Origin of the sequence: Tsuneonella flava (genome assembly GCF_002870965.1) — a bacterium.
GTDB classification, from domain to species: Bacteria; Pseudomonadota; Alphaproteobacteria; order Sphingomonadales; family Sphingomonadaceae; genus Tsuneonella; species Tsuneonella flava.
In genome coordinates, this window is record NZ_PHSO01000004.1 from 195,826 (window position 1) to 209,672 (window position 13,847).

Consider the following 13,847-nt stretch of genomic DNA (forward strand, 5'->3'; position numbering starts at 1 on the left):
GCGGGTTCAGTAAAAAGTCGAGTGATGCCAATTTAACGAATATGGGAGACAGATTGTTCCTCTTCTGGCAGAAACTCATCGCCTCCTTCATACTCCTCATCCCCAAAAAAAAGGGTGATAATCGGATTACGCGCAAACCATAGCGCAATCGCGCCTAGCAGAGCGGCGAGGGCGCCTTTGTTATTATCGGCGACTTCTATCGCCTCTTCAAAAACGCCCAGTGCGCTATCGCTAATCCGGTCGGCGACGCGGTCCCCTACGCTTCGTGCTGCTAAATCGGTTTTAATATTGGCAATGTCTGCCGTAACCACTGCCTTCGCGGCGTCGCGTATGGCGCGGTCCTGATACATGCGATCGTCAATGAAACCGCTCATTCGCCACTCCTGAAAGCATCGCCCAAGCGCAAAAAGTACCGCCTGGCTGCAACGCCCAGAATGATCGCAACAAATGCCAGAATGCCGACTACCAAGGCGGTCGCGCCCCATGGGGTCAGCGTGGGCGACAATGCAATCACAGCACCGAGCGCAAGCGTCACAACTGCGAGATGCAAAAGCAGAAGCGCCGAGATTGCCAGCGCAGCCCCTTTGCGGCCTTTGTCAGCGACAAAGGCTGCGCGTGACTTCTGAAATTGGAATTCAGCTTCGGCATAGGTTTTGCCATCCTCGATCAGATCGAGGATATCGTCCGCTAAGGATCGTTCTTCAGCAGATTGTTCGCGTTGATCGCCCGCCGACTTATCATCGGCGGGCGAATCTATCTGGGAATCTCGTTCAGCCAACTTCCCGCCCCTCTGCAGGCGGATCAGTCTTTGCGACCGCGGAACATCCGCGCGAGCAGAAATCCGCCCACGGCAGCGATACCAACCGCCAACCCCGGACTTTTGCGGACGAATTGGCGGGCATCTTCTCCCAATTCGTCAACACTCTTGGCGTCGAGCTTGGCCGAGGTTTCCTGTAACGAGCGCGAGGCAGTGCGGGCATAATCGCCATACTTCGCCCCCAGCTTATCGTCGACAGTAGGAGCGGTATCGAACACCGCCTTGCCCAAGGCGGAAAGAGCTTCGGCAACTTTGCCTTTGCCTTCGGTGGCCAGTTCGCCTGCCTTACCTTTGGCCTGCTCGCCATACTGTTTGACTTCGGTAGCCCAGTCGTCGCCGCGTTCGGTAGCCTGCTGACGATAAGCCTTTGCCCGTTCGCCAGCTTCGGTTTTAAGCGCGGCAGCACCGGCCTTCGCTTCTTCGAGCGCAGCGTTGAAGCGGCTTTTCGCTTCTGCAGTGTTGTCCGAACCTGCGGCGACCACTTCAGCTGCAGCCGCAGCTGCGGCAGCTTTCTTGCGCGGAGCCGGTTTCTTGGTTGTCTTGGTCGCTTCGGCCATCAGTCGATTTCCTTTACGGTCGAATAAAGAATCCATCTGCCCCGGATTGTGGGGCAAACGCCTCTATGTTGCAACGCAACTTGCGCGACATTGTTCCGCCGCATACAGAGCGCGTGCATCCCCGATATGGGAGTGTGTTAGGCTTTTACAACACCTCTGCAACGGAGCAGTTTGATATGACCGCCATTATCGATATCCACGGCCGCGAAATCCTCGACAGCCGGGGCAACCCGACGGTGGAGGTCGATGTCCTGCTGGAAGATGGCAGCTTTGGCCGTGCGGCGGTGCCTTCGGGTGCCTCCACCGGCGCTCATGAGGCTGTCGAGCTGCGCGATGGCGACAAAAATCGCTATCTCGGCAAAGGGGTAATCAAAGCTGTCGATGCAGTGAATACTGAAATCGCAGATACTGTGCTGGGGCTCGACGCCGAAGATCAGCGCGACATCGATCTGGCGATGATCGCTCTCGATGGGACAGAGAACAAGGGACGCATTGGTGCCAACGCGATCCTTGGCACGAGCCTCGCCGTTGCCAAGGCTGCTGCGAATGCACGTGGGCTGCCGCTGTATTCCTATATTGGTGGCATTTCGGCCCATGTTCTGCCGGTTCCGATGATGAATATCATCAACGGTGGCGAGCATGCTGACAACCCTATCGATATTCAGGAATTCATGATTATGCCGGTCGGCGCACCGAATCTTGCCGAAGCGGTGCGGTGGGGCGCGGAGGTGTTTCACACCCTGAAAAAAGGTCTTTCGGAAAAGGGACTTTCGACATCGGTGGGGGACGAAGGCGGTTTTGCGCCCGACATTGCAAGTACCCGCGCTGCGCTCGATTTCATCATGGCCTCAATCGAGCGCGCCGGTTTTAAACCGGGTGAGGATATCGCGCTCGCACTCGACGCCGCATCGACCGAATTCTTCGAAAACGGGAAATACGAATTGAAGGGAGAGGGTGCCTCGCTCTCGCCCGACGAGATGGCGCAGTACCTCGCTGATCTATGCAACGATTATCCCATTCGTTCGATTGAAGACGGGATGGCGGAAGACGACTTCGACGGCTGGAAGGCTGTGACCGAATTGCTGGGCAGCAAAGTGCAGCTGGTGGGGGACGATCTGTTCGTAACCAATCCCAAAAGGCTCGCCATGGGTATCGAGCAGGGTATGGCCAATTCGTTGCTGGTCAAGGTGAACCAGATCGGATCGCTGACAGAAACGCTGGAAGCCGTCGATATGGCGCACCGAGCGGGCTATACTTGCGTGATGAGCCATCGTTCGGGCGAAACCGAAGACTCGACTATTGCCGATCTCGCCGTCGCCACGAATTGCGGTCAGATCAAGACTGGCAGCCTTGCCCGTTCGGATCGGCTGGCCAAATACAACCAGTTGATCCGCATCGAAGAAGAACTGGGCGATAGCGCGGCTTATGCGGGCAAGGGCTGTTTCGGGCGACTGATTGCCTGAGACATGCGGCCAGCCGTGACGGTGCGATTGCAGAGCGGTTACGGGAACGATAACACGCAGCTTTAACCGGATATGGGCGCAGGCTGTCTGCGCCCATATCCGCGACAAGGATTCGTGTATGAACAATCGCCTGATCGCGGCTCTCTTGCTTGGCACAGCGACTGCTACATTAGGGCCGGTTGGCTGCAAGATGAGCGCTGAGCAGCCTGCGGAACCGAAAAGCACGACTGGCGAAATTGGTATCCGTACCGACTGGATGGATACCAAGGCCAAACCGGGCGATGATTGGTATCGTTATGTCGATGGCAAGTGGATGGAAACAACAACCATCCCGGCAGATCGCTCCAGCGTTGGCGGTTTCACGATTGCCAGCGAACAAACCGAAAAAAATCTGGCTGAGCTGATCGCGGATATCGAAAAATCGAAGCCCGATGGCGATAGCGATATGGGCCGTGTCAAAACATTCTACGACAGCTTGCTCGATACCAAATCGATCGATGCGGCCGGTATGCGCCCGGCGGAAACCGATGTCGCACGCTTCGACGCGATAACCGATAAACAGGCACTATCGGAGGTTCTCGGCAGTCAGGTGCGGGCAGATGTCGATCCGCTCAATACCACCAATTTCTGGACCGAGAACCTGTTTGGCATATTCGTGACACAGGCGCTCAAAGGTGGCGAGGTTGTGCCATATATCCTGCAAGGCGGCCTGGGCATGCCTGAGCGGGAATACTATCTTTCGTCCGATCCGAAAATGGCCAGCCTGCGTCAGGAATATCGCAAATATATCGCCAATTTGCTCGATGCAGCGCACATCGATGACGCGGAGGCCAAGGCGCAGCGCATCTATAAGCTCGAATTGAAAATTGCAGCTGCCCATGCTTCGCGCGAAGACAGTGAAGACTGGGCCAAGGCGAGCGATATCTGGACCCAGAGCGACTTCAAAACAAACGCGCCGGGGATCGACTGGGACGCCTTTTTCCAGGGCGCAAGGCTCGCGCCATTCGATTCGTTCGATACATACCATCCGACAGCGATCGCCAGACTTTCCGCACTGGTCGCGTCGGAACCGCTGGATGCATGGAAAGACTGGCTGGTATTTCACCAGATCAATTCCAGCACTGAAGCTTTGCCGACGCAGCTCGACCAGCTCCATTTCGAATTCTACGGCCAGAAGCTCTCCGGCGCCGAAAAACAACGCCCCCGCGACAAGCGCGTACTCGAAGCGGTTAACACATACCTCGGAGATGCGCTGGGCAAACTTTACGTCGAGAAATTCTTCCCGGCATCGTCCAAAGCCGAAATCGAAGGGATGGTGAAAAACATCAAACAGGCATTTGCCGAGCGTATTGGCAAGCTTGATTGGATGGCACCTGAAACGAGGCAAGAGGCCGAAAAGAAGGTCAAAGGGATCGTCGTCGGCGTTGGATATCCCGACAAGTGGACCGATTATTCATCGCTGAACCTGAAAGCCGGGGAGCCATACTACAATCTTCAGGCTGCGCGCCGCCTGCGCTACGCTCAGCAGCTTGCCAAAATCGGAAAGCCGCAGGATCGCGGCGAATGGTGGATGAATGCCCAGCTGGTCAACGCGGTCAACCTGCCGGTGCAGAATGCGCTGAACTTCCCGGCGGCAATCCTGCAACCACCGTTTTTCGACCCCAATGCCGATCCGGCGTATAACTATGGTGCGATCGGCGCGGTGATTGGCCACGAAATCAGCCATAGCTTCGATAACAACGGTGCCGCATTCGATTCCACTGGCGCGATGCGGAACTGGTGGACCGACGCGGACAAAGCCAAATTCGCAGAGGCGGGCAGGGCACTGGCGGCGCAATACGATCAGTATTCGCCGTATCCGGGGCTCCATGTGAACGGCAAGCTGACGTTGGGCGAAAATATCGCCGATGTGGCGGGTTTGCAGGCAGCGTATCAGGCGTACCGGAAATCGCTCGGCGGGAAAGAAGCGCCGACGATTGACGGCTTTACCGGCGATCAGCGTTTCTTCATCGCATTTGGCCAGACATGGGCGACCAAAATGCGTGAAGCAGCAATGCGGCAACGCATCGCCACCGATGGCCATGCACCGGGACAATACCGTGCGCTCACCGTCCGCAATCTGGAGGCGTGGTACAAGGCGTTCGACATCAAGCCGGGCGACAAGCTGTACCTGTCGCCTGAAAAGCGGGTTACTGTATGGTAGTCTGGTAAGGCCTTAAGCGATCACGCGAACTTCTGTTGCAGATCGAGCAGGGCGATGGCAGCCTTCGCCGCTTCCCCGCCCTTATCCTTCTGCTGCGGATCGGCGCGAACGAGAGCCTGTTGTTCGTCTTCGACGGTCAGGATTCCGTTGCCGATGGCGATGCCATCCATCGTGAGCGCCATGATCCCGCGCGCACTTTCCCCAGCCACGATTTCGAAATGGTAAGTCTCGCCCCGGATCACGACACCGATCGCGACAAATCCGTCGAACTGGTCGCTTTCCGCGGCCAGAGAGATTGCGCCCGGAATTTCCAGTGCTCCCGGAACCGTGAGCACCTCAACCGCATGACCCGCCGATTCCAGAGCGTTGCGAGCGCCAGCGACAAGCATATCGTTGAGATGTTCGTAGAATCGAGCTTCGACGATCAGGAAGCGGGCCACGGGAATACTCCGGTCAACAAAGGGCAGATGGCGGACAGGGTGGGATTCGAACCCACGGTGGGCTTGCACCCACGCCGGTTTTCAAGACCGGTGCATTCAACCACTCTGCCACCTGTCCGCTCGGGCAACCCCGCTAGCTGCATGAAAGCCACTTGTCACCTATCGGTTTGCGGAACCACGAAGGCAATATGACGATTGGTGTTTGAACAATTGGATCGGCTGTGAAAAGGCAGGGATTATGCGTTTCAAATTTTCAGCTATCCTTCTTGCGATCACCGCCACGTTCTGTTCGGCCATTCCTGCTTCCGCGCAGGATATGCCGTTCGATGCCTATCTCCAATTGCTGATCGCCAGGGCAAGAGCGGAAGGGGTGAGCGAGCAGACGATCCAGCGGATGACATTCGATCTCACCGCCAATCCGCGGGTAATTTCATTGGATCAAAGGCAGCCCGGCACACCCACGCGAAGTGGCTATCCGCCACTTGCGCCCTATATCGATAGCCACGTCGACAGTGCCCGGATTTCCGGGGGGCGGCGTGAATATGCGGCGCTGGGCAATCTACGCTCCCGGATCGAGCAGCGGTATGGCGTTCCGGCATCGATACTTGTCGCGATCTGGGGCCATGAAACCAATTATGGCAGCTATACCGGCGATTTCGACCTTGCGCGCAGCCTCGCGACACTGGCGTGGGAAGGCCGCCGCCGCGAATTGTTCGCAACCGAATTCGTCGATCTGCTCAAAATCGCCGATCTCGGTGTCAATCGCTCCACCCTGAAGGGGAGCTGGGCCGGGGCATTCGGCAATCCGCAATTCCTACCCAGTATTTACCTCCGTCTGGCACAGGATGGCGATGGTGACGGTCACCGGGATATCTGGAACAGCCGGGCTGACACATTGGCCTCTATTGCCAATTACTTTCGCGATGCGGGCTGGCGGGCCGGGCAGCCCTGGGGTGTGCGTGCGACGGTTCCTGCGGGCTTTGACTGGGCATCTGTTGTCAGCAAGCTGAATTCGCCGGTCTGCCCCCGCGTTCACGAACGGCAGAGCCAGTGGAAGACAGTTGCGGAGTGGAAACGGCTTGGCGTGCAACCGCAGGTTTACCTTCCCGATTCAACGATGACAGCTCTCTTTCAGCCAGATGGTGCCGGGACACCGGCATGGCTGTTAACCTCAAATTATCGGGTCATCCTCGAATATAACTGCTCGAATTACTACGCGATGAGTGTGGGGTTGCTTGCAGATGAAATTGCCCGGTGAAGTTCGTTTGGGTGCGCTTGCCGCACTGAGTTTTGCGCTGCTTACCGGCTGCGGAGCTAGTGGCAGTTCGGGCTATCCCAGTGCAGCAGCCATCGCGCCGGTCGGGCAGGCCAGCGAAACCAGGTTTGGTCCGGCAGCGGATTATCCGATGGTGTTGGGCGATCCGTTTACGATCGATGGCGAAACCTACACTCCCAGCGACACGCTCAATTATGACCGGGTTGGATATGCCGCGCTCGATCAGGGGGAGGGCGTTACTGCAGCCAGTAAGACACTGCCTCTCCCCTCTTACGTCGAAGTAACTTCGCTCGTAACAGGCAAGACAATTCTCGTTCGTGTCGAACGGCGCGGTCCGATGACGAATGCCCGGCTGGTGGCTTTGTCGCCCGATGCCGCCAGTCAACTTGCTGCGTCGGACGGAACTCCTGTCCGCGTTCGCCGGGTCAATCCGCCTGAAATCGAACGCGCGGAGCTGCGGTCCGGGCGCCCCGCAGGCGAGCGGCTGGAAACCCCCAAATCACTGGTCGAAGTGCTGAAACGCAAGTTACCTCCAAGCGGAGAGGCGAGTTTGCAGAACGCCGCCGCCGTGCCGGCCGATCCGGTTCCGGCATCTGCTAAAGCATCGAGTGAAACCAATGCGCCGAAGAAGCCAGCGGTTGCCGGGAAGGCCCCCACGGAAGGTTATGCGCTGAAGCCACTTGATAAAAGCACTGCCGTTCCATCGGTTACTTCGCCCTCTGCCACTAAGCCAAAGACGACGGTGGATGAAAAATCGAAGGCTGACGTATCCGATGGCTTTCTGATTCAAGCAGGAGCGTTTTCCGTGAAGAGTAATGCCGATCGCGCTGCTCGCTCGGTTGGCGGCTTCGTTACCCGATCGGGAAATCTCTATCTGGTCCGCAGCGGACCCTATCGCACCCGTGGACAGGCCGAAGCGGCTCTCGTCAAGGTGAGGGCTGCCGGTTATAGCGACGCACGAGTCATTTCTACCAGCTGATCCGCCGGCTCCCGTCCGGTGGCGGGAGTTCGCTTGAAAGCCTGCTTTTCTTTATTGGCCGCCGCCCTCGTCTGGTTGACGGGCACGTCGGCAACGCCTGCCGTTCCCCCGGCAAACCCCGTATTGCACGAAACGGGAATTGCATCGCCACCCTCTCCCACCGATGCGCCGATTGCTCTTCTGGTGGATCTCTCGTCGGGCCAGACCCTGTTTTCGCGCGATCCGGATCGGCGCTTTGTTCCGGCGTCTATCACGAAAGTGATGACGGTATTCGTCGCTTTCGAGATGATCGATTCCGGCAAGATCGATCCTGGCCAGACAGTGATGATGAGCAGCGATGCATACAAACACTGGCATGCGGTGGGGTCGACCATGTTTCTAAAGGAACATCAAAGGGTCACTGTCGATCAGTTATTGCACGGCATCACCACGGTTTCGGCCAACGATGGCTCGGTCGTGCTGGCAGAGGGCCTGGCGGGCAGCACCGAAAAGTGGGTCGCAATGATGAATGCGGCCGCGCGCAGGATCGGAATGAAAGACAGCCATTATGGCCGCCCTAACGGATGGATGGACGATGGCCAGACATTCGTGACAGCACACGATCTGGTGACGCTGGGCGCGGCGCTTATCCAGAGACATCACGATCTCTATCGCCGATACTTTGGCCATAAGCGGCTGCGTTTCAATGGGTTTGAACAGGTCAACCACGATCCGATCACCGGTGTGGTGCCCGGTGCCGATGGGATCAAGACCGGCTTCACCAATCAGGCGGGTTATGGTTTCGTGGGAAGCGCGGAGCGTGACGGTCGGCGGCTGATTATGGTGGTCGCGGGCTCTCCCACCGGCCGGGCCCGTAACGAGGCGGCGCGCAGCCTGATGGAATGGGGGTTTGAAGCATTTAGCAGCCAGCCTCTGTTTCCGAAAGGCAGCGTAGTCGGAGAAGCTGCTGTTCAGGATGGCGATAGCCGCCATGTGGCGCTTATTGCGCCTCAGGCGATCAGTGCGGCAATGCCGCAAGGGACGCATCCCCAAGTAAAACTATCCATTCGGTACGAAGGGCCGTTGCGCGCGCCGATCCGTGCCGGGGAACCGGTCGCTGAACTGGTTATAGAGGCTGCCGGAATGCCCACCTCGCGCGTTCCGTTGACTGCTCGCGATGATGTCGCGCAGGCAAACCTGTTCTATCGCCTGACGAACGGCATTGCGGGAATTTTATGATGGCGCGCGGCTGCTTCATAGCATTGGAAGGCGGGGAGGGGGCAGGCAAGTCCACTCAGGCCCGCCTGCTGGCCGATGCGCTGATATCGCGCGGGATAGATGTCGTGCTGACACGGGAGCCGGGTGGAACACTCGGCGCGGAAGCAATCCGCGAACTGCTATTGCATCCCCCCGGCGAAGGGTGGGAGGCGGAGGCGGAGGCGCTGTTATTTGCCGCCGCCCGTTCCGACCATGTGGCGCGATTGATCCGCCCTTCGCTGGATGCGGGCAAGTGGGTGATATGCGATCGGTTTGTCGATTCGAGTCGCGCCTATCAGGGAGGGGCAGGCGGCATCGGTGACGAGGCCGTCAAAACCTTGCACCGAATTGGCAGTGGTGACCTGAGGCCCGATATCACCATTTTGCTCACCGTCGATCCGGCTGCGGTTACACGTCGGCTCAAGGCCCGCGACGGCGACCGAAGCGACGCTATCGGCGGGCGAAGCACTGCCTATCATGCGACGGTGGCCGAAACGTTTACGCATATCGCAGCGGAGAATACCGATGCGTTCGCGACTATCGATGGTTCGGGCTCCCCGAATGAAGTCCATGCACGTGTCTTCTCCGCAATCGAACCTCTGATCGGGCGAAGGCAATGACGCTGGTCGGCCATGAAGCTGCGTGGCGCGAATGGGACGAGGCGCTGGGCGGCATCCGGATGCACCATGCCTGGCTGTTGGCGGGAAAGAAGGGGCTGGGCAAAATGGCCTTCGCCATGGCCGCCGCGCGCAAGCTGGTGGCAGAGCCGGGCATTCCGCAACCCGACGGGCCGCATCCTGACATAATCGTTCTGACAAACCTGCCGAAAGACGAAAAAGAGGAACGCAAGCGCGTAGAGGGCAAGCCTTACGAGGCGAAGCGCAACATCGCAGTGGATCAAATCCGCCAGATGCAGTCGCGACTGGTAACCCGGCCCACGCTCGGCACCAAGCGGGCTATCATTATCGATCCTGCCGACGATCTGGAGAAAGGTTCCGCCAACGCCTTGCTGAAGAGTCTGGAGGAACCGCCTACGGGCACTTTCTTCCTGCTGATCGCGCATCGGCCTGCGCGATTGCTGCCGACGATCCGTTCGCGGTGCAGGCTGTTACGCTTTCCCGCGCTGGACGATGCCGCGATCGGGCGACTGCTGGCGGAAAAAATGCCCGACAGCGATCCGCAGACCCGCGAAGCCGCCATTGCGGCGGCGGCAGGATCGCCGGGGGCCGCGCTGGAATTTGTCGCGCAGGATCTCGGCAAGCTCAATGCGCTGATGCAGCAGATTGCCCGGAATGGCGATCGCGACTTCTCCTTGCGCGGTCAGTTGGCCGGGGAAATCGGCGCGCGCCCGGATCGCGGCCGGATTGCAGCGGTGCTTGATCTTGCCCGCGCAACGATTGCCGCGCAGGCGAACGACGCACCGCCGCTGGCGTTACCCACCATTGCCGATGCCCATGCGGAGATTGTCCGGCTCGCAGCGCAAGTGCCGACCTATAATTTCGACCCCGGATTGCTGGTGATGCATATCGGCGGCTTGCTCGCCGGGGCTGCCGGGGCTAGCGAGCGGACCAATGTCTGAACCATTCTATATCACCACCGCGATCAGCTACCCCAACGGGCGCCCGCATATTGGCCATGCATACGAGGCGATCGCCGCGGATGTCATCGCGCGCTTCCAACGTCAGCGGGGAAAGGACGTACGGTTTCAGACCGGGACGGACGAACACGGCCTGAAGATGGCCCGCAAAGCGGAAGAGCAGGGCCGCACACCACGCGAACTTGCCGACGAAATGTCAGGCTATTTCCAAGAGATGTGCGACGCGCTTGATGTAAAGTACGATCGTTTTATTCGCACAGTGGAAGAGGATCACCATCGTTCGTGTCAGGCGCTGTGGCGCGCAATGGAAGCGAACGGGGATCTCTATCTCGATCGTTACGAAGGCTGGTACTCGGTCCGCGACGAAGCCTATTACGACGAAAGCGAACTGGTCGACGGGGAAGGGGGCGAACGCCTTTCTCCACAAGGCACCCCGGTTGAATGGACGGTGGAAGAATCGTGGTTCTTCCGCCTGTCGAAATATCAGGAACCGTTGCTGGCGCTTTATCGCGACAATCCTGACTTTGTTCAGCCCGACAGTCGGCGGAACGAAATGATCGCTTTTGTTTCGGGCGGCTTGCGCGACCTTTCTGTGAGCCGGACGAGCTTTGACTGGGGGGTCAAAGTCCCCGGCAGCGACACCCATGTGATGTATGTGTGGGTCGACGCACTGACCAACTATATCACCGGTCTCGGCTATCCCGACGATACCGAGAATTTCCGCAAGTTCTGGCCCGCCAGCCTTCACCTGATCGGCAAGGATATTGTCCGGTTCCACACGGTTTACTGGCCGGCATTTCTGATGAGCGCGGGCCTGCCATTGCCGAAGAAGGTGTTTGGCCACGGCTTTCTGCTTAACCGTGGACAGAAGGAATCGAAGTCGCTCGGCAACGTCACCGATCCACTGGCACTGGCGGACCAATTCGGTGTCGACACCTTGCGCTATTTCTTCATGCGTGAAGTGAACTTCGGGCAAGATGGCAGCTATTCGCCGGAAGCGATTGTTACCAAAACCAATGCCGAACTGGCGAATAGCTTCGGTAATCTGGTCCAGCGCACTTTGTCCATGATTAACAAGAATATGGACGGCGTACTTGAGCGGTTTGAGACAGCCGGTGACGATAAGGCATTGCTGACGATCGTGCAGGATGCCTGCCGTCAGGGCTTGCCACATGCTTTCGAGAGACTGGCGTTTTCGGTTGGGATAGAGGACTGGTTGCGCGCGGTGTACGCCTGTAACCAATATGTCGACGAACAGGCTCCGTGGACTTTGCGGAAGACCGATCCCGAGCGTATGAAAGTCGTCCTGCAAACGCTGTACATCGCCATCCGCGATCTGGCGCTGGCGATCCGCCCGGTTATCCCGACCAAGGCCGATGCCGTGCTTCAGCAGCTTGGTGTTGCCGAAGGGCAGGCGGGATATGCCGATATGCACGACGAAGGCTGGTACAACGCATTGGTTGCATCGGGGCATATTGTGGCCAAACCGACCCCGGTGTTCCCACGCCTCGAACTGCCTGAGGAAGCCTCCGATTGATGTTGGTCGATAGTCATTGCCATCTCGAATACGAAGGGCTGGTGGACGATCAGCAGGCGGCGCTGGAGCGGGCGAGGGCTGCGGGAGTTGGCGGCTTTCTGAATATCTCCACTCGCCAGAGCGAATGGGGCCAGGTCGTCGCCACTGCCGAACGCGAAAGCGACGTGTGGGCCAGCGTCGGCATTCACCCGCACGAGGCCGATGGCCACGCGGATCTGGGTCGAGAGATACTGCTGGCCGCCACCGATAATGCCAGAGTCATCGGCATCGGTGAAACAGGACTGGATTATTACTACGACAAATCCGACCGTCAGGTGCAGCAGGCCCTGTTCCGAATGCATATCGGAGTGGCGCGGGAAACCGGGTTGCCGCTGATTATCCATACCCGCGATGCAGAAGAAGACACCGCGGCGATTTTGAGAGACGAGATGGAGAAGGGGGCTTTTCCCGCTCTGATCCATTGCTTCACCGCTTCGGCGGAATTTGCCCGGATCGTGCTCGATCTGGGGCTGACGATATCGCTGTCAGGTATTGTGACGTTTAAGAACGCGCGCGAACTACAGGAAATCGCAGCAAAACTTCCGGCGGATCGTATGCTGGTCGAAACCGACAGCCCGTTTCTGGCGCCGATCCCGCATCGCGGCAAACCGTGTGAGCCAGCGTTCGTGCGCGACACCGCCGCCTTCGTCGCGACATTGCGCGGCGAATCGCTCGATGCGCTGGCTGCCCGAACCACCGCGAATTTCCACGCATTGTTCGGGAAGTCGCTGTGAAGCTGTTGATGCTCGGTTCCGGCACCTCGACCGGTGTGCCGCGGATCGGGAACGACTGGGGTGCTTGCGATCCCGATGAACCGCGCAATAGCCGCACACGGGTTTCGATCATGGTCGAAAACAATGCAGGCAAACGGCTTCTGGTCGATACCTCGACCGATTTGCGGGCGCAGTTGCTCGCGCATGAGATCGACTCTCTCGACGCGGTATTCTGGACACACGATCACGCCGATCATTGCCACGGTATCGATGACTTGCGGGCGCTGCGCTATGGCCGTGGCGGGCCGCTGGCCGGCTTTGCTGCCGATGAAACCGCGCGACGATTGCGCCAGCGGTTCGGATATGTGTTCGCAGGCCAGCATGGCTATCACACGATTGTCGAGCTGGAGACGCTCGACAGACTGCGGATGTGTGCCGGGTTTGGCGTCGAATGGTGTCAGATGCCGCACGGGCCCGCGCAATCGACGGCATATCTGTTCGATGCTGACGGAAAAACAATTGGTTACGCGACAGACTTCAGCGAAATTGTCGATGGTGTATTGGAAATGTTTCAGGGCGTCGACTTGCTGGTCTGCGATTGCCTGCGCCGTCAGCCGCACCCGACACATGCTCATCTGGCGATGGCGCTGGAACTTGCAGAGCGCTGCGGCGCCGGGCGAACCGTGCTGACTCATCTCGACAAAAGCATGGATTATGCGACGCTGTGTGGCGAAGTGCCAGATAACGTCACCGTTGGTTACGATGGTCTGGAGATTGTGCTGTGACCGAAGGAAACTGGATTCAACTGGTGGCGCTGTTCGGTTGGCTGATCCTGGCTGGCAGCGCATTTGCATCCTATCGGCTCAACTGGCGTGAAGGTGTGCGAATGGCTTTGCTGTGGGCCGGTATTTTCGTGGCAGTGGGACTGGTGTTCTCGCTGGCTATGGGATGAGTGAAAGGGCGCTTTTCGGGGGCCAAGCTCGGTTTGAA

Annotated in this window: 15 protein-coding genes and 1 tRNA gene; 11 read left to right on the forward strand and 5 right to left on the reverse strand. The window is 58.6% G+C overall.

What is annotated here, in order from left to right; all coding sequences use genetic code 11:
* Positions 1-32: 32 nt before the first annotated feature.
* The 3 genes from CV013_RS04490 to CV013_RS04500 are packed head-to-tail and all read right to left on the reverse strand — an operon-like array spanning position 33 to position 1,374.
* Positions 33-374 carry a hypothetical protein gene (locus CV013_RS04490; RefSeq protein ID WP_102154078.1) on the reverse strand — a complete coding sequence of 114 codons (342 nt, stop codon included), beginning with the start codon at positions 372-374 and terminating at the stop codon, positions 33-35.
* A complete protein-coding gene (locus tag CV013_RS04495; RefSeq protein ID WP_102154079.1) occupies positions 371-778 on the reverse strand; it encodes a hypothetical protein in 408 nt (135 codons plus the stop codon). Before CV013_RS04495 ends, CV013_RS04490 begins: the two co-directional genes overlap by 4 nt.
* A 23-nt stretch (positions 779-801) precedes the next feature.
* Positions 802-1,374 (reverse strand): hypothetical protein, encoded by a 573-nt coding sequence (locus CV013_RS04500; protein ID WP_223805292.1) that lies wholly within the window; start codon positions 1,372-1,374, stop codon positions 802-804.
* A 176-nt stretch (positions 1,375-1,550) separates the two neighbouring features.
* Between CV013_RS04500 and eno the strand changes: the two genes are divergently transcribed.
* Positions 1,551-2,837, forward strand: a complete 1,287-nt coding sequence (gene eno, locus CV013_RS04505) for a phosphopyruvate hydratase (RefSeq protein WP_102154532.1) — start codon at positions 1,551-1,553, stop codon at positions 2,835-2,837.
* A gap of 118 nt (positions 2,838-2,955) precedes the next feature.
* Entirely contained in the window at positions 2,956-5,040 is a 2,085-nt protein-coding gene (locus CV013_RS04510; protein ID WP_102154080.1) for a M13 family metallopeptidase, read from the forward strand.
* Positions 5,041-5,060: 20 nt separating this feature from the next.
* Here CV013_RS04510 and ribH read toward each other — a convergent pair whose 3' ends face one another.
* Both ribH and CV013_RS04520 read right to left on the reverse strand, forming a co-directional pair.
* Positions 5,061-5,480: a 6,7-dimethyl-8-ribityllumazine synthase gene (gene ribH / locus CV013_RS04515; RefSeq protein ID WP_102154081.1), complete on the reverse strand. Its 420-nt coding sequence runs from the start codon at positions 5,478-5,480 to the stop codon at positions 5,061-5,063.
* Positions 5,481-5,508: 28 nt separating this feature from the next.
* A tRNA-Ser gene (locus tag CV013_RS04520) sits at positions 5,509-5,598 on the reverse strand.
* A 120-nt stretch (positions 5,599-5,718) separates the two neighbouring features.
* Here CV013_RS04520 and CV013_RS04525 point away from each other — a divergent pair.
* From CV013_RS04525 to CV013_RS15645, 9 genes are read left to right on the forward strand one after another with little or no spacing between them, the layout of a single operon-like run.
* A complete protein-coding gene (locus CV013_RS04525; RefSeq protein ID WP_102154533.1) occupies positions 5,719-6,738 on the forward strand; it encodes a lytic murein transglycosylase in 1,020 nt (339 codons plus the stop codon).
* Positions 6,722-7,735, forward strand: a complete 1,014-nt coding sequence (locus CV013_RS04530; RefSeq protein WP_102154082.1) for an SPOR domain-containing protein — start codon at positions 6,722-6,724, stop codon at positions 7,733-7,735. The genes CV013_RS04525 and CV013_RS04530 overlap by 17 nt, the downstream gene beginning before the upstream one ends.
* Before the next feature lie 54 nt (positions 7,736-7,789).
* Positions 7,790-8,953, forward strand: a complete 1,164-nt coding sequence (locus CV013_RS04535) for a D-alanyl-D-alanine carboxypeptidase family protein (protein ID WP_102154083.1) — start codon at positions 7,790-7,792, stop codon at positions 8,951-8,953.
* Positions 8,953-9,591, forward strand: coding sequence for a dTMP kinase (tmk, locus tag CV013_RS04540; RefSeq protein ID WP_102154084.1), 639 nt, complete (start codon positions 8,953-8,955; stop codon positions 9,589-9,591). The genes CV013_RS04535 and tmk overlap by 1 nt, the downstream gene beginning before the upstream one ends.
* Positions 9,588-10,550 carry a DNA polymerase III subunit delta' gene (locus CV013_RS04545; RefSeq protein WP_102154085.1) on the forward strand — a complete coding sequence of 321 codons (963 nt, stop codon included), beginning with the start codon at positions 9,588-9,590 and terminating at the stop codon, positions 10,548-10,550. Before tmk ends, CV013_RS04545 begins: the two co-directional genes overlap by 4 nt.
* Positions 10,543-12,105 carry a methionine--tRNA ligase gene (gene metG, locus CV013_RS04550; protein WP_102154086.1) on the forward strand — a complete coding sequence of 521 codons (1,563 nt, stop codon included), beginning with the start codon at positions 10,543-10,545 and terminating at the stop codon, positions 12,103-12,105. The genes CV013_RS04545 and metG overlap by 8 nt, the downstream gene beginning before the upstream one ends.
* Complete coding sequence (locus CV013_RS04555; protein WP_102154087.1) at positions 12,105-12,878, forward strand: TatD family hydrolase; 774 nt, start codon at positions 12,105-12,107, stop codon at positions 12,876-12,878. Before metG ends, CV013_RS04555 begins: the two co-directional genes overlap by 1 nt.
* A complete protein-coding gene (locus CV013_RS04560) occupies positions 12,875-13,642 on the forward strand; it encodes an MBL fold metallo-hydrolase (RefSeq protein WP_102154088.1) in 768 nt (255 codons plus the stop codon). Before CV013_RS04555 ends, CV013_RS04560 begins: the two co-directional genes overlap by 4 nt.
* Positions 13,639-13,809, forward strand: a complete 171-nt coding sequence (locus CV013_RS15645) for a hypothetical protein (protein ID WP_190276525.1) — start codon at positions 13,639-13,641, stop codon at positions 13,807-13,809. Before CV013_RS04560 ends, CV013_RS15645 begins: the two co-directional genes overlap by 4 nt.
* Positions 13,810-13,847 lie beyond the last annotated feature (38 nt).